General features: G+C 73.6%; 13 protein-coding genes. 9 read left to right on the forward strand and 4 right to left on the reverse strand.

Annotated elements, in window-relative coordinates; genetic code table 11:
* Positions 1–113: 113 nt before the first annotated feature.
* Positions 114–989 (forward strand): PHP domain-containing protein, encoded by an 876-nt coding sequence (locus RY076_RS05655; protein WP_323096617.1) that lies wholly within the window; start codon positions 114–116, stop codon positions 987–989.
* Between the two features lie 166 nt (positions 990–1155).
* Here RY076_RS05655 and RY076_RS05660 read toward each other — a convergent pair whose 3' ends face one another.
* Entirely contained in the window at positions 1156–2421 is a 1266-nt protein-coding gene (locus RY076_RS05660) for an acetyl-CoA C-acyltransferase (RefSeq protein ID WP_323096618.1), read from the reverse strand.
* 201 nt (positions 2422–2622) lie between these two features.
* Here RY076_RS05660 and RY076_RS05665 point away from each other — a divergent pair, with 201 nt between their 5' ends.
* The 8 genes from RY076_RS05665 to RY076_RS05700 all read left to right on the forward strand — a co-directional run bounded on the left by RY076_RS05665 (position 2623) and on the right by RY076_RS05700 (position 12569).
* Positions 2623–3873 (forward strand): acetyl-CoA acetyltransferase, encoded by a 1251-nt coding sequence (locus RY076_RS05665; protein WP_323096619.1) that lies wholly within the window; start codon positions 2623–2625, stop codon positions 3871–3873.
* A gap of 111 nt (positions 3874–3984) precedes the next feature.
* The gene (locus tag RY076_RS05670) at positions 3985–5502 is read left to right on the forward strand and encodes a carotenoid oxygenase family protein (protein WP_323096620.1); all 1518 of its coding nucleotides are present in this window, start codon (positions 3985–3987) and stop codon (positions 5500–5502) included.
* 7 nt (positions 5503–5509) lie between these two features.
* Positions 5510–6556 (forward strand): winged helix-turn-helix transcriptional regulator, encoded by a 1047-nt coding sequence (locus RY076_RS05675; protein WP_323096621.1) that lies wholly within the window; start codon positions 5510–5512, stop codon positions 6554–6556.
* Between the two features lie 85 nt (positions 6557–6641).
* Entirely contained in the window at positions 6642–8381 is a 1740-nt protein-coding gene (locus RY076_RS05680) for a class I adenylate-forming enzyme family protein (protein WP_323096622.1), read from the forward strand.
* Positions 8378–9421, forward strand: a complete 1044-nt coding sequence (locus RY076_RS05685; protein WP_323096623.1) for an NAD(P)H-dependent flavin oxidoreductase — start codon at positions 8378–8380, stop codon at positions 9419–9421. Before RY076_RS05680 ends, RY076_RS05685 begins: the two co-directional genes overlap by 4 nt.
* 52 nt (positions 9422–9473) lie before the next feature.
* Complete coding sequence (locus RY076_RS05690) at positions 9474–10328, forward strand: RecB family exonuclease (protein WP_323096624.1); 855 nt, start codon at positions 9474–9476, stop codon at positions 10326–10328.
* Positions 10329–10554: 226 nt separating this feature from the next.
* Entirely contained in the window at positions 10555–11376 is an 822-nt protein-coding gene (locus RY076_RS05695; protein ID WP_323096625.1) for a ParA family protein, read from the forward strand.
* 140 nt (positions 11377–11516) lie between these two features.
* On the forward strand, positions 11517–12569 hold the full coding sequence (locus RY076_RS05700) for an NAD(P)-dependent alcohol dehydrogenase (RefSeq protein WP_323096626.1): 1053 nt from the start codon (positions 11517–11519) through the stop codon (positions 12567–12569).
* A gap of 180 nt (positions 12570–12749) precedes the next feature.
* On the opposite strand, the gene RY076_RS05705 is transcribed toward RY076_RS05700, so the two are convergent.
* The 3 genes from RY076_RS05705 to RY076_RS05715 all read right to left on the reverse strand — a co-directional run bounded on the left by RY076_RS05705 (position 12750) and on the right by RY076_RS05715 (position 15529).
* Positions 12750–13307, reverse strand: coding sequence for a pyridoxamine 5'-phosphate oxidase family protein (locus RY076_RS05705; RefSeq protein WP_323096627.1), 558 nt, complete (start codon positions 13305–13307; stop codon positions 12750–12752).
* A 53-nt stretch (positions 13308–13360) separates the two neighbouring features.
* On the reverse strand, positions 13361–15181 hold the full coding sequence (gene glmS / locus RY076_RS05710; protein WP_323096628.1) for a glutamine--fructose-6-phosphate transaminase (isomerizing): 1821 nt from the start codon (positions 15179–15181) through the stop codon (positions 13361–13363).
* Positions 15182–15268: 87 nt separating this feature from the next.
* Positions 15269–15529: a hypothetical protein gene (locus RY076_RS05715; RefSeq protein WP_323096629.1), complete on the reverse strand. Its 261-nt coding sequence runs from the start codon at positions 15527–15529 to the stop codon at positions 15269–15271.
* Positions 15530–15690: the final 161 nt, after the last annotated feature.

Here is a 15690-nt window from a genome sequence, read left to right on the forward strand (position 1 = left end):
GCAACTACTCGGTGTGTTGCGGGGTCAAGCACGGACGGCGGGGACGGTGGCTGGGGGTGAGGACGGCGGGGTGGTGGCGACCACGAGCACGGCCTCGCCCCTACGCTGGGCCCGTGAGCACGGTCAGGGGAGGGGCGCCGGTCATCGACCTGCACGCCCACTCGACGGTCAGTGACGGCACCGAGACGCCGTCACAGCTGCTCGCGTCCGCCTCCGCCGCCGGCATCGACGTGCTCGCCCTCACCGACCACGACACGGTCGGTGGCTGGGACGAGGCGGCCGCCGCGGCAGCGGAGCACGGCGTCGGCCTCGTGCGCGGCATCGAGGTGTCGTGCACGTGGCGCTACGCCTCGGTGCACCTGCTCGGCTACCTCACGGACCCGCACGACGCCGACCTCATGGGGGCACTGGGCCGTGCTCGCGAGAGCCGGGCGACGCGCCTGCAGCGGATGGTCGCCAAGATGGCCGCCGACGGCATCCCGGTGACCTACGAGCAGGTGCTCGCGCAGGTCGCGCCGGGTGCCACGCCGGGGCGTCCCCACATCGCCGACGCGCTCATCGTCGGCGGCGTCATCGCGCACCGCGACGAGGCGTTCCGCGAGTGGCTCACTGACGACTCGCCGTACTACGTCGGGCACTGGTCGCCCGACCCGATCCAGGCCGTCGAGCTGGTGCGGGCCGCGGGCGGCTCCCCAGTGGTGGCGCACCCGTTCACGCGCACCCGCAGCGGCGGCCTGACCGACGACCTGCTCGAGCGGATGGCCGACGCCGGCCTCGTCGGCCTCGAGGTCTTCCACCGCGACCACGGGCCCGAGGAGGTCGCCCGCGCCACGGCGCTCGCCGACCGGCTCGGGCTCGTCGTCACCGGCTCGAGCGACTACCACGGCAGCGGCAAGCTGAACCGCCTCGGCGAGAACACGACGAGCCCCGAGGCGCTCGCGGTCATCGAGGCGCGCAGCAGCGGCGTCACGCAGGTGCTGCGCCCGTAGCCCTGGTCCGACGCCGGACCGTGAGCAGTGCGCGCTTCCTCGACCGGTGCGCGACGCGTCGTGCACCGCTGCCGGAAGTGCGAACCTCTGACGCGAACGGACACCCGACGCGTCGGTCGGGGTGGCGGGTCGCCGGCCGGTGAGGGCTGAGCCGCCTGCCCGGCACTCAGGGGTCGACGCGCTCGAGGAGGACCGCGGTGCCGAGCCCGGCCGCGCCGCTGACGGCGGCGACCCCGTAGCGGCCGCCGCGTCGTTCGAGGGCCTCGACGCATGCCCCGACGAGGATCGCCCCGGTGGCGCCGAACGCGTGACCCATCGCCATGGTGCCGCCGTCGGGGTTCATCCGGTCGGGCCCGGCACCGAGGTCGCGCCGGAAGCGCAGGCACAACGCCGAGAAGGCCTCGGCGAACTCGAACACGTCGATGTCGGCGGGCCGCAGACCCGCCCGGGCCAGCACCTGCTCGACGGCGCGCTGCCCTGCGGTGAGCATGATCACGGGGTTGCAGGCCGTCGACGCCGCAGCGACGACCCTCGCGCGGGGCGCCACCCCGACCTGCTCCCCGGCCCGACGCGTGCCGAGCAGCAGGAGCGCCGCGGCGTCGGCGACGGCGGGAGAGGTGCCCCCCGTGTGGAGGTGCTCGATGCGGGGGAGGGGCGCCCGACCCGGGCCGCGCCCGTACGCGTCGAGGGCCACGGCGTCCTGCCCGTCGGCCCCGAGCGCCACGAAAGCGGGTGGCAGGGCGGCCAGGGTCTCGGCGCTCGTGCCGGGCCGGACGAGCTCGTCGTGGTCGAGACCGGGGCCGCGGTCGTCGGCCGGGACCGGCACGAGGGACCGGGCGAACACGCCGTCCGCGCGGGCTCGTGCGGCCTTCGTCTGGGTCTCGAGCCCGTACGCGTCGAGCTCGTCGCGGGTGAAACCCTCGAGCGTCGCGTTGAGGTCGGCGGCGATGCCCATGTGAACCGAGCCGACGCGCCGCACGACCGCAGGGTCGGCGTAGAGCGGCCCGCGGTCGGAGAACATCGGCACCCGCGACACGCTCTCGACGCCGCCGGCCACCGCGAGCGAGAGGTCGCCGGCACGCAGCCGCGCGGCGGTCTGGCCGACGGCGTCGATGCCGCTCGCACAGAACCGGTTGACTGTCGCGCCCGGGACCGAGTCGCCCCATCCCGCAAGGAGGTTCGCGGTGCGGGCGAGGTTGGCGCCCTGCTCGTCGCTCTGGGTGGCGCAGCCGAGGGTGACGTCGTCGACGCGTTGCGGGTCCAGGGTGGTGCGGCGAACGAGGGCGTCCTGCAGGTGGACGACGAGGTCGATGGCCGTGCGGCCGTGCAGCGAGCCGCGGGCGCTCGCCCGACCCCGCGGCGTCCGCACGAAGTCGAGGACGAACGCGTCCGAGCCACCAGGGCTGCCCGCGTCGGGGGCTGTCGTCGTCACGCCGCCTCCTCGCCCGCGTCGCCGGCGTACCCCACGGGCCGACCCGTCCCCTGCGCTGAAGCGGCCCCTGCCGCAAGCCGACCCGTGGAGTAACTCTGCTAGTTGTAGTACGGTCTGGCGTGGGAGGCAAGGCACGTCGCCCTGGCGACGCTGACGAGCCCGGCCCCGACGCCGCGAGGCCGGCCGGGCAAGGAGGCACCGATGACGCACACGACAGTGTGGGTGCTCGGCGGATACCAGAGTGACTATGCGCGCAACCTCAGCCGGGAGGGGAGGTCCGTCGCCGATCTCACGTCAGAGATCGTCGGCGGAACCCTCTCCACCTCGGGGGTGCCCGCCACCGACGTCGAGGTCGTCCACGTCGGCAACGCCTTCGGCCAGCTCTTCACCGGACAGGGCCACCTCGGCGCCATGCCAGCCACCGTCGAGCCCGACCTCTGGGGTCGGCCGGCCACCCGCCACGAAGCGGCCTGCGCGTCGGGCGGCGCGTCCGTCCTCGCCGCCATGGCCGACCTCGAGTCCGGCCGCTACGACTGCGCGCTCGTCGTCGGCGTCGAGCTGGAGAAGACCGTGCCGGGCGACGAGGCCGCCCGCCACCTCGCGGCGGCCGCCTGGGTCGGCCACGACGGCGAGGGTGCGACGTTCATGTGGCCGCACGTCTTCAGCGGCGTCGCCGACGAGTACGACCGCCGCTACGGCCTCGACGAGGAGCACCTGCGCGCCATCGCCGCCCTCAACCTCGCGGCCGCCCGCCGCAACCCGAACGCGCAGACCCGCGCCTGGGACGTCCCCGATCTCACCGACGCGTCGGTCGCCGGCGACGACACCCGCAACCCCGTCGTAGAAGGCCGGCTGCGCCGCTACGACTGCAGCCAGGTGACCGACGGCGGCGCCGGCGTCGTCCTCGTGTCCGACGCGTGGCTGCGCGCCCACCCGGACGCCAGGCCGGCCGCCCGCGTCCTCGGCTGGGGCCACCGCACCGTCGGCCTCGGGCTGAGGCAGAAGCTCGAGCGCGACGCCGACGACCCCTATGTCATGCCCCACGTGCGCGACGCCGTCACCGACGCCTTCACGCGCGCCCGCGTCACCCTCGCGGACGTCGACGGTTTCGAGGTGCACGACTGCTTCACGCCCACCGAGTACCTCGCCATCGACCACATCGGCCTCACCGGACCGGGCGAGTCCTGGAAGGCCGTCGAGGACGGCTCGATCGAGCTCGGCGGCCGGCTGCCGGTCAACCCGGGCGGCGGCCTCATCGGCGGTGGCCACCCCGTCGGCGCCACCGGCGTCCGGATGCTCGTCGACGCCGCCCGGCAGGTCAGCGGCGCGGCGGGGGAGTACCAGGTCGAGGGGGCGACTACCTTCGGCACCTTGAACTTCGGCGGCAGCACGGCCACGACGGTCGCGCTCGTCGTCGGCGCGGCGCCCGACGGGCGCGGCAGGCGCACCTGAGCCACCAGGAGCGCCAGCGCCACCAGATCACCACCACCAGCCCGCAGCACCACCAGCACGCAGCACCACCAGTACGGCCCGCACAGCCAACCGCGGCGCAAGGAGACTCACATGGACGTCGAGATCGTCGGCCGGATGCTGTCGACGCTGCCCCCCGACGACGACCATCCGTACCGCACCGGCCCCTGGCGGCCGCAGACCACCGAGTTCGTCGCCGACGACCTCGAGGTGGTCCAGGGCGAGGTGCCCACCGACCTCGACGGCGTCTACCTGCGCAACACCGAGAACCCGGTGCACCCGTCGCTGAAGAACTACCACCCGTTCGACGGCGACGGCATGGTGCACGTCGTCGGCTTCAGGGAGGGAAAGACCTTCTACCGCAACAGGTTCGTGCGCACCGATGGGTTCCTCGCCGAGCAGGAGGCCGGGCAGTCGCTGTGGGCCGGCCTCGCCGAGCCGCCGTACCTGTCGCTGCGCGAGGAGGGCTGGGGGGCACGCGGGCGGATGAAGGACGCGTCGAGCACCGACGTCGTCGTGCACCGCGGCACCGCGCTCACGAGCTTCTACCAGTGCGGCGACCTCTACCGCCTCGACCCGACCACCGCCGAGACCCTCGGCAAGGCGACGTGGAACGGCCGGTTCCCCTTCGACTGGGGCGTGTCGGCCCACCCGAAGGTCGACGACCGCACCGGCGAGCTGCTCTTCTTCAACTACGCCAAGGACGACCCGTACATGCACTACGGCGTCGTCGACGCGTCCGACGAGCTCGTGCACTACATCGACGTGCCGCTGCCAGGCCCGAGGCTGCCGCACGACATGGCCTTCACCGAGAACTACGTGATCCTCAACGACTTCCCGCTTTTCTGGGAGCCGGAGGCCCTGCGGCACGGGGCGCACGTGGCACGCTTCCACCGTGACCTGCCGAGTCGCTTCGCCGTCGTGCCGCGCCGCGGGCAGACGCGCGACATCCGGTGGTTCGAGGCCGACCCGACCTACGTGCTGCACTTCGTCAACGCCTACGAGGACGGCGACACGATCGTCCTCGACGGCTTCTACCAGGGCGACCCCTCGCCGCGCGACAACGGCATGGGCAACCGGTGGGAGCGCGCGTTCCGGTTCCTCGCCCTCGACCGGATGCAGTCGCGGCTGCACCGCTGGCGCCTCGACCTGCGCACCGGGCTCGTCCGCGAGGAGCAGCTCTCCGACAGCATCACCGAGTTCGGCATGATGAACGGCAGCTACGCCGGTGGCGACTACCGGTACGCCTACGCCGCCACGGGCAAGCCGGCGTGGTTCCTCTTCGACGGCCTCGTCAAGCACGACCTGCACACCGGCAGCGAGGAGCGGTACGCCTTCGGCGACGACGTCTTCGGCAGCGAGACCGCGATGGCGCCGCGCATCGGCAGCACCGGCGAGGACGACGGCTACCTCGTCACCCTGACCACCGACATGCGCGCCGACGCGTCCTTCTGCCTCGTCCTCGACGCGGCGCGGGTGTCCGACGGGCCGGTGTGCACCCTGCGCCTGCCCGAACGCATCTCGAGCGGCACGCACTCCACCTGGGCACCGGGCGCCGAGCTGCGCCGCTGGCGCGAGACCGACCGGGCGGCCGATGCCATCGGTCTCTGAGCGTTTCGTGCCGCGTCCTGCCGACGCCGACGTGCCCGGTGGCCCCCTGCCGCCCGGACCGCTCGACCCGCCCACCCTGCCGGCCCAGTCGGGCGATGCCCCGACGCGCCTCGACCGCGGCTCGACGAACTCGATCGGCCGCATGCTCGGCCTCGTCGGCGACGAGTGGACCCTGCTCATCCTCCAGCGGGCGCTGCGCGGGGTGACGCGGTACGGGCAGTTCCTCGAGCAGCTGCCGATCTCCAACGCCGTGCTCACCGCTCGTCTCGCGGCTATGGAGCGCGACGGGGTGCTGACGCGCGTCGTGTACCAGCAGCGGCCGGTGCGGGCCGAGTACGTGCTGACGGCGCGCGGACGGGCGATGTGGCCGATTCTCATCGCGATCTGGGAGTGGGAGCGGCGGTGGGTCACCCGTCACGCGCAGACGCTGCCCGACATGGAGCACACCGCGTGCGGCCGGCACTTCTCGCCGGTCCTGGAGTGCACGACGTGCCGGGCGACGGTGACGATCCGCGACATCGAGGGCCGGTTCGGACCGAGCGGATCGTGGCAGCGGTCCGTGCCCGGTGGAGCGACGCGTCGCCGCCCGGCGAGCGAGGCACGCACCGACGCCGGGCTCTTCCCCGAGACGATGACGATCTTCGGCAACCGGTGGTCGGCGGCCATCACCGGTGCGGCCATGCGGGGCGTCCGACGCTTCGGCGACTTCGAGGAGGCGTTGGGCGCGCCCCCGGCGGTCGTCGCGGAGCGGCTGCGGGCCTTCACCGACATCGGCTTCCTCGCCCCCGTGGCGGGGGAGCGCCCCGACCGGTTCGAGTACCGCCTCACCGAGAAGGGCCGCGCCTTCTACCCACCCGTCGCGCTCGCCCTCGAGTGGGCAGAGCACTGGTACGTCGCGCCCGAGGGGCCGGCCCTCATGCAGCGGCACCAGGCCTGCGGCGCAGCCCTGGCCGTGCGCCTCGCGTGCGACGCGTGCGGCGAGCTGCTCCACGGCAGCGACATCCGCGTCGTGCCGCGGGACGGCTCGGGCCCGCGGCGCCCGAGCCTCACCTAGCCCGGGCCCGGCCCGAACCACGGACCCGATCACCCGACGCACCACCGGACCCACCGAGCCCTCCGACCCGACAGGAGCCCACCCGATGGCGATCGCACGAGGACTGCACCCGGACGACAAGGTCGCCGACTACCGGGCGCGCGGCTGGTGGAGCGGCGACACCCTCGACGGGCTCTTCCGGCAGCGCGTCACCGAGCGGGGCGACGCGCTCGCGGTCGTCGACCCGGCCAACCGCGAGGCACTGACCGGCTCCGCCCCGCGCCGTCTCACGTGGTCCGAGCTCGACGCCGAGGTGACGTGGCTCGCGGCCCGGCTGCTCGAGCTGGGCCTGCGCCGTGGTGACGTGCTCGGCGTCCAGCTGCCCAACACCGTCGAGCTCGTCGAGGTGTACCTCGCGGCGTGGACCCTCGGCGTCGTCGCGTCGCCGCTGCCGGTCCAGCTGCGCGAGCGCGAGGTGGCCGGCACCGCGCGCCAGGCCGCGCCGGTCGCGTTCGTCACGACCGGACGCGTCGGGGAGCACGCCCTCGCGGCCGAGGCCGCGCACGCGCTGGCCGGCGTCGCGTCGGTGCAGACCGTCGTGGCGTTCGGCCCCGATGCCGACACGGCCGACACTCCGGAGGGCGTCGTCGTCTGGAACCCGGAGCCGGCGTCGGAGCAGGACCGCGCCGCGGTGGCCGCCCACGTCGCCGCCGACCCGGGCGACCCCAACGACGCCGTGACGATCTGCTGGACCTCCGGCACCGAGAGCGAGCCGAAGGGTGTGCCGCGCTGCCACATGGACTGGCTCGCGGTCGGCGTCGCCACCACCGAGGCGCCCCGCGTCACCGTCGAGGACGTCCTGCTCAACCCCTTCCCGATGGTCAACATGGCCGGCATCAGCGGGATGTTCCTGCCGTGGCTGCTCAGCGGCTGCGTCCTCGTGCAGCACCACCCGTTCGACCTGCCGACCTTCCTGCGCCAGGTCGCCACCGAGCACGCGACGTACACGTGCGCCCCGCCGGCGCTGCTCTGGATGCTCCTCGGCAACCCCGAGCTGCTCGCCGCCCTCGACACCTCGAGCCTGACCCGCATCGGGTCGGGCTCGGCCCCGTTGCAGCCGGCGATGGTGCGCGGCTGGCAGGACCGCGGCATCAGCGTCATCAACTTCTTCGGCTCGAACGAGGGCATCGGGCTGCTCTCCAGCCCCGAGGACTTCCCCGACCCCGACGACCGCGCCCAGTTCTTCCCCCGCTTCGGCGCGCCCGGTGTCACGTGGTCCACCAGCGCCGGGGAGTGGATGCACACCCGCCTCGTCGACATCGTCACCGGCGAGGAGGTCACCGACGCCGGCCGTCCCGGCGAGCTGCGCATCAGCGGCCCCACGGTCTTCGCCGGCTACCTCGGCGGCGACCACCTGCCGAGCCCCTTCGACGAGCAGGGCTACCTGCGCACCGGCGACCTGTTCGAGATCGCCGGCGATCAGGGCCAGTTCCTGCGCTACCTCGACCGGGCGCGCGACCAGGTGATCCGCGGCGGCATGAACATCGCCCCGGCCGAGATCGAGGGGCTCGTCGCCGCCCACCCTGCCGTGGCCGACGTCGCCGTCATCGGCGACCCCGACGACGCCCTCGGCGAGCGGGTGGCGGCCGTCGTCGTCCTGCGCGACGGGCAGTCGCTGACGCTCGAGGACCTCGTCGCGTGGCTGCGCGAGCAGCAGGTCGCCTCGTTCAAGCTGCCCGAGCGCCTCGAGGTGCGCGACGCGCTGCCGCGCAACCCGGTGGGCAAGGTGCTCAAGCGGATGCTGCGCCGGCCCGGCGCCCCGGACGTCCGCGAGCCCGTCCCGTGACCGACGCGTCACGCGGCGTCGACGCGTCGGGCGGGGTGGACGCGTCACGCGAGGTCGACACGTCACGCGAGGTCGACGCGTCGGGCGGGGTCGAGCACGCCCGGGCGCTCGCCGCAGGGCTGCGGGTGCCGGTCGTCGCGGCCCCGATGTTCCTCGTGTCGGGACCCGAGCTCGTCGTCGCGGCCGCCCGGGCCGGCATCCTGGGCGCGTTCCCGACGCAGAACTGCCGCACGGCCGAGGAGCTCGACGGCTGGCTCGCGCAGGTGGCAGCCGGCGTCGGCGGCGCGCCGTGGGCCGTCAACCTCGTGACGCACCGCAGCAACGCGCGCCTGGCGGCCGACCTCGAGCTCGTCGTGCGGCACCGGCCACCGGTCGTCATCACGGCGCTCGGATCGCCCGCCCCGGTCGTCGAGGCCGTGCACGGCTACGGCGGGGTCGTCGTCGGCGACGTCGTCGACCTCCGGCTCGCGCACAAGGCGGTCGACGCCGGGGTCGACGGGCTCGCGTGCATCAGCGCGGGCGCAGGCGGGCACACCGGCCACCTGTCGCCGTTCGCGTTCGTGTCGGCGGTGCGCGGGTTCTTCGACGGCCTGGTCGTGGTGGGCGGCGGGGTCGCCGACGGGTTCGGCGTCGCGGGGGCCGTCGCGGCCGGGGCCGACCTCGTCTACATGGGCACCCGGTTCCTCGCCACCCGCGAGAGCCGGGCCGCCGAGGAGTACAAGCGGATGGTCGTCGACTCCGCGAGCGGCGACCTCGTCGTCAGCGACGGCGTCACCGGGGCTCCGGCGTCGTGGCTGCGCCCGAGCCTCGTGGCCCACGGCCTCGACCCCGACCACCTCGTCTTCACCGGCGACCGCACCTACGACGTCGCCCAACCGCAGCCGAAGCGGTGGGCCGAGCTGTGGGCCGCGGGTCAGGGCGTCGGCGCCATCACCGGCGTCGCGTCGGTGGCGGAGGTCGTCGACGCGCTCCAGACCGAGTTCCACGCCGCGGCAGACCGGCTCGCGGCCGTGGCGCGGACCGGCGGAAGCCGATCCTGACCCCTGTGGGTGTCGCCCGACGGATGTCGGGGGAGGGCCGTAGGGTGTCGGCGTGACGACGGGACCGGCAGAGCAGACGACCTTCGCCGGCATGCCGACACCCCTCTACACCGGATCGCCGTCCAAGCTGCTCGCCTGGCTCGACTGCCCGCGTCGCTACCGGATGCAGTACCTCGACCGTCCTCGCCCACAGGCCCGGCCGCAGCGGGCGCACACGTCGGTCGGCATCGCCACGCACAACGTGCTGCGCGACTTCTGGGACCTCCCGGTGTCCCAGCGCACGCCCGCCGGGGTCGCCGAGCTCGTCCGCTCGTCGTGGATCGACGTCGGCTTCCGCGACCCCGAGCAGTCGATGGCCTGGCGCCTGCGCGTCCGCGACCTCGTCACCGACTACCTGCGCCACAGCGACCGCGACAACCAGCCGGTCGGCATCGAGCGCAGCGTGTCGCTGAAGACCGACGAGATCGCCGTCACCGGGCGCATCGACCGCCTCGACGACCGCGACGGCGATCTCGTCGTCGTCGACTACAAGACAGGCCGGCAGGTGCCCACCGACGACGACGCGCGCACGTCGCTGCCGCTCGCGCTCTACGCCGTCGCGGTGGCGCGGATGTTCCGCCGGCCGTGCCTGCGCGTGGAGCTGCACCACCTGCCGAGCGGCACCGTCGCGAGCCACGTGCACACCGAGGAGTCGCTGGCCCGCAAGGTCGCCGAGGCCGAGTCCATCGCCTCCGACCTGAGGCGCGCCGACGCCGACTTCAAGGACGTCGGCGTGGAGTCCACCCGCTTCGCGCCGCGCACCTCGCCGCTGTGCTCCTGGTGCGACTTCCGGGCGCACTGCCCCGAGGGCCAGCAGCAGGGCCCCGAGAAGTCCGACTGGGCCGGGCTCGACCGCGACGACGTCTGACCGCCCGCCGGGGCCAGGCTCCGGCCCGCCCGCCACGTGGTCGCTCGCCGTGGTCGTGGGCGCGATCTGACGCGGCAACGTGCTAGGTGGTCGCTTGTTGCGCTCGGCGGCGATCCGAGGCATTCGCGACGCGGGCGACGTGCCGTCGTGTCGGCTCCGTCACGCTGCGGGCGCGCCCGCGGACGATCTCGGCCTTCTGGGCCCTCGACCTGACACACTGACGCCCATGGCCGCCCGTTCCCGCCAGGACGCCAGCACCGCCCCGACCACCCGCCGCGAGCCCGCGGAACGCCCCTCCGTGCTCGCCGTCGCGAACCAGAAGGGCGGCGTCGCCAAGACCACCTCGGTCGCGAGCCTCGGCGCCGCCTTCGCCGAGCACGGCAGACGCGTCCTGCTCGTCGACCTCGACCCGCAGGCCTGCCTCACCTTCTCCCTCGGTGTCGACCCCGACACGGTCGAGAAGTCGGTCCACGACGTCCTGACCGGTGGCACGCCGCTGGCCGACGTCGTCGTGGCGTGCGAGGAGGGCGTCGACCTCGTGCCCTCCACGATCGACCTCGCCGGCGCCGAGGCCGCCCTCATGCCGCGCCCGGGCCGCGAGTACGTGCTGCGCTCGGCGCTCGAGGACCTGCCGACGCTCTACGACGTCGTGCTGCTCGACTGCTCGCCGAGCCTCGGCGTGCTCACCCTCAACGCGCTCACCGCCGCCGACGGCCTCGTCATCCCGATGCCGTGCGAGATGCTGAGCCATCGCGGCGTCGGGCAGCTGCTCGACACCGTCGCCGACGTGCAGCGCATCCTCAACCGCGACCTGCAGGTGTGGGGCATCCTGCCGACGCTCTTCGACGGCCGCAGCAACCACGCCCGCGAGGTGCTCGCCGACGTGGGTGAGCGCTACGACCTGCCGGTGCTCGACCCACCGATCCCCAAGACGGTCCGGTTCGCGGAGGCGCCCGCGGTCGGCCGCTCGATCCTGTCGACGGCCCGCACCTCGCGCGGCGCACAGGCCTACCGCGACGTCGCGGCGTCGCTCCTGCCGCGCCTCTGAGGCGTCCGTCACACCGTCGCGCGTCCGGCGCGTCCGGGGGACCCAGAGCCGGTTCGTGGATCTGCGCCGCCGGGAATGTTTCCGGGGACGGGTGACGCTGCACCTCAGAGCGTCGCCAACCCCTGTGAAGGAGAAACCCTGTGATTTCCACGCCCGCACTGGTCGCGCCGAGCGCCGGAGCCGCCTTCGAGGCCCGGACCGTCGAGCACCGTGATCTGCGTGACGACGACGTCCTCATCGACATCAAGTTCGCCGGCATCTGCCACAGCGACATCCACCAGGTCCGGGAGGAGTGGGGCGGCGCGATCTTCCCCATGGTCCCCGGGCACGAGATCGCCGGCGTCGTCTCCGCCGTCGGCGACGGCGTCACCCGCTACAAGGTCGGCGACCGCGTCGGCGTCGGCTGCATGGTCGACTCGTGCGGTGAGTGCGAGTACTGCAAGGACGGCGAGGAGCAGTTCTGCACCCAGGGTGCCGTCATGACGTACAACGGCCGCGGCTACGACGGCGAGGCCACCCAGGGCGGCTACGCCCAGCAGGTCGTCGTGTCCGAGCGGTTCGCGGTCCGCATCCCCGAGGGCCTCGACCTCGACGTCGCCGCGCCGCTGCTCTGCGCCGGCATCACGACGTACAACCCCCTCAAGCGCTGGGGCGCCGGCCCCGGCAAGAAGGTGGCCGTCGTCGGCCTCGGCGGGCTCGGCCACATGGCCGTGAAGTTCGCCGCGGCGCTCGGCGCCGAGGTGACGGTGCTCAGCCGCACCCTCGGCAAGCAGGAGGACGCCCGGGCATTCGGGGCGAGCGACCACCGCGCCACCGCCGACGAGCAGACGTTCGAGGACCTCAAGGGCAGCTTCGACCTCATCCTCAACACGGTCAGCGCCAACCTGCCGGTCGACGCCTACCTGTCGCTGCTCAAGCCCCTCGGCGCGCTCGTCAACGTCGGCGCCCCGAGCGACCCCGACACCTTCGCCGCGTTCTCGCTCATCGGCGGCAGCAAGGTGATGGCCGGCTCGAACATCGGCGGCATCGCGCAGACCCAGGAGATGCTCGACTTCGCGGCCGAGCACGGCATCGGCGCGAGCATCGAGACGATCTCTGCCGACGAGGTCGACGCCGCCTACGAGCGCGTCGTCGCCGGCGACGTGCGCTACCGCTTCGTCATCGACACCGCCACGATCAACCCGCAGTCCTGACGCGGGCGTCCGGGCCGTATGCTCCCACGGCCCGGACGCGAGGGGCCGGCACCGAGACCCGGTGCCGGCCCTTCGTCGTGTCCGGGCGCCGACGCGTCCGGCGTGTCGACGCGCCACGTGGGCTGACGCGTCCGGGCACCGACGCGTCCAGGCGCGGACGCGTCAGGCGGGCTGGACGCGTCAGGTCGTCTCGGGGTCGAGGGCGGGCAGCCCGTCGATCGACGTCGCGTTCTTCTCGGCCCGGTAGGTGGTCAGGCTCTCGGGCCCGCGGCGGCCGGCCCACGAGGTGAGCAGGTCGCGCTGCTCGGTGAACTCGTAGAGCGGCACGGCGAACCCGCAGGAGTCCGAGACCCGGTCGACGTCGACGACGACCACGCCGCGCACACCCGGCAGCTCGACGCCGAAGCGTGCGGCCCACGCGTCGAAGCCGTCGTCGCCCGGGCGCACGTGCCGGCCCCTCCCGTGCAGGCGCACGATGTTCGGCGGTCCCTCGAAGGCGCAGAACATCAGCGTGATCCGCCCGTTCTCGCGCAGGTGGGCGGCCGTCTCGGCGCCGCTGCCGGTGAGGTCGAGGTAGGCGACCGTGTGCTCGTCGACGACGAGGAAGGTGCCGTCGAGGCCCTTCGGCGAGACGTTGACGTGCCCGTCGGCGGCGAGGGGTGCCGTCGCGACGAAGAACATCCGCTGCGCCTCGATGAACGCGCGCAGCCTCCCGTCGATCGACGCGTGCAGCTTCATCGCGGCCTCCTCACCGACCGTTGCCGGTCGTCACCCGAGCGTCTCCACGACCGTCACTCGACGGTCACCGACTTGGCAAGGTTACGAGGCTTGTCGATGTCGAGGCCCAGGGATCTCGCGGCGTGGAGGGCAAGCAGCTGCATCGGGACCATGAGCAGGATCGGGTCGAGCTCGGTCTCGTTGCGCGGCACGTCGATCCGCTGCGCGTCCACCGCGCCGAGCCGGACCCCGGGGTGGGTCACGGCGACGACCCGGCCACCGCGCGCCATGACCTGCTCGGCCGCCGCGAGGTTGCGGTCGGTCAGCTCGTCGTCGGGGATGACCGCGACGGTCGGGCGCGCCGCCTCGATGAGCGCGAGCGGGCCGTGCTTGAGCTCGCTCGTCTGGTAGGCCTCGGCGTGCCGGTAGGAGACCTCCTTGAACTTCTGGGCGCCCTCGCGCGCGACCGGGAACCCGCGGACCCGGCCGATGAAGAAGAGGCTCTCGGCGCCAGCCAGCTCGCGCGCGATCCCCGCGATGTCCTCCTCCTGCTCGAGAACCGCCGCGATGTCGGCGGGGAGCCGCTCGAGGCCCGCGATGATGCGCTGCCCGTCGGCCACCGACAGATCGCGCACCCGGCCGAGCAGCAGCGCGAGCAGGGCGAACCCGACACCCATGTGGGTCAGGGCCTTGGTCGAGGCGACCGCGATCTCGGGGCCCGCGTGCAGGTAGATCCCGCCGTCGCACTCGCGGGCGATCGTCGAGCCGACGACGTTGACGAGGCCGACGACCTGGCCACCCTTGCGCTTGATCTCGCGCACCGCGAAGGCCGTGTCGGCGGTCTCGCCCGACTGGCTGACGGCGACGTAGAGCGTGTCCGGCTCGATGATCGGGTTGCGGTAGCGGAACTCGCTCGCCGCCTCGGCGTGCGCGGGGATGCGCGCCAGCTCCTCGATGAGCAGGGCGCCGAGCTCGCCGACGTAGTAGGCCGACCCGCAGCCGAGGATCTTGACGCGTCGGAACGCCCGCAGCTCGCGCGGGGGGAGGTTGAGCCCGTCGAGGCGGGCCGTGCCGAACCGGGCGTCGAGGCGGCCACGGAGCATCCGGGCGACGGTCTCGGGCTGTTCGGCGATCTCCTTGGCCATGTAGTGGCCGTGGTCGCCGAGCTCGACGTCCTCGTCGGCGACCTCGATCGTCGTGGGCACCCGGCCCGTGTCGTGGGTCTCCCGGGTGAAGGTGCGGTAGTCCCGCGCCGTGACGACGGCGAGCTCGCCGTCCTCGAGGTGCACGACCGAGGACGTGTGCCGCACGAGCGCGGCGACGTCGGAGGCGACAAACATCTCCTTGTCGCCGACACCGAGGATGAGCGGCGAGCCGTTGCGGGCCACGACGAGGCGGTCGGGTGCGTCGGTGTCGAGGACCGCGACGGCGTAGGTGCCGACGACGTGCTCGAGCGCCTCGAGCACGCGGTCCTCGAGGTCTCCGGCGGGGGAGCGCGCGACGAGGTGGGCCAGCACCTCGGTGTCGGTGTCGGAGGTGAAGGTGACGCCTTCGCGCTCGAGCCGCTCGCGCAGGGCTGCGGCGTTGTCGATGATGCCGTTGTGCACGACGCTGACGCGGCCGTCCTCGCTCGTGTGCGGGTGGGCGTTGTCCTCGGTGGCGGGCCCGTGCGTCGCCCACCGGGTGTGGCCGATGCCGACGGTGCCGGGCAGGCGTCGCGGCAGCGCGGCCTCGAGCTCCCGGACCCGCCCGACGCGTCGCACGACGGTCTGGCCGTTCGGGCCGGCGACGCTGAGACCGGCGGAGTCGTAGCCGCGGTACTCCAGTCGGGTTAGGCCCTCGACGAGGACCGGGGCGGCCGGCTGGCGGCCGACGTAGCCGACGATTCCGCACATGGGTTTCTCCTTGGGGGTGGCGGTGGGTCACGGTGGGTGACGACGGTGGGTGACGACGGTGGGTGACGAGGTGGGGCGACCCGGCGGTCAGCCGTAGACGATGCGGCGCAGCTGCCGCTCGGACAGCTCGGGGGCCGCGACGAGGCGGGCCCGCAGCTCGGCCGCGATGCTCCGGAACGCCTCGTCGTTGCGGACGCCGTAGGTCTGCAGCTCGCGGTGGCGCCGGCGCACGTAGGCGTCGACGGGCTCGGCGTAGTGGGCCAGGACGTCGCCGATGACGCGGGCGGCCTCCCCGTGGGTCAGGCCGGACGAGTCGGCGACCCTCGCCACGAGTTCCGGATCGAGCACGAGTCGACTGTGCACGACCGAAGCCCTGAGTGCCAAGAATCTGCCCGGAATCGGGCAGGATCCAGGGAGTCCGGGCGCCGATCGGGCGCCGGACATGCCGAGAGGCCGCGCCCCGGAACGGGACGCGGCCTCTCGGCTGCTGCTCAGTGCATCGGATGCCC

Origin of the sequence: Intrasporangium zincisolvens, from assembly GCF_034724055.1 — a bacterium.
GTDB classification, from domain to species: Bacteria; Actinomycetota; Actinomycetes; order Actinomycetales; family Dermatophilaceae; genus Monashia; species Monashia zincisolvens.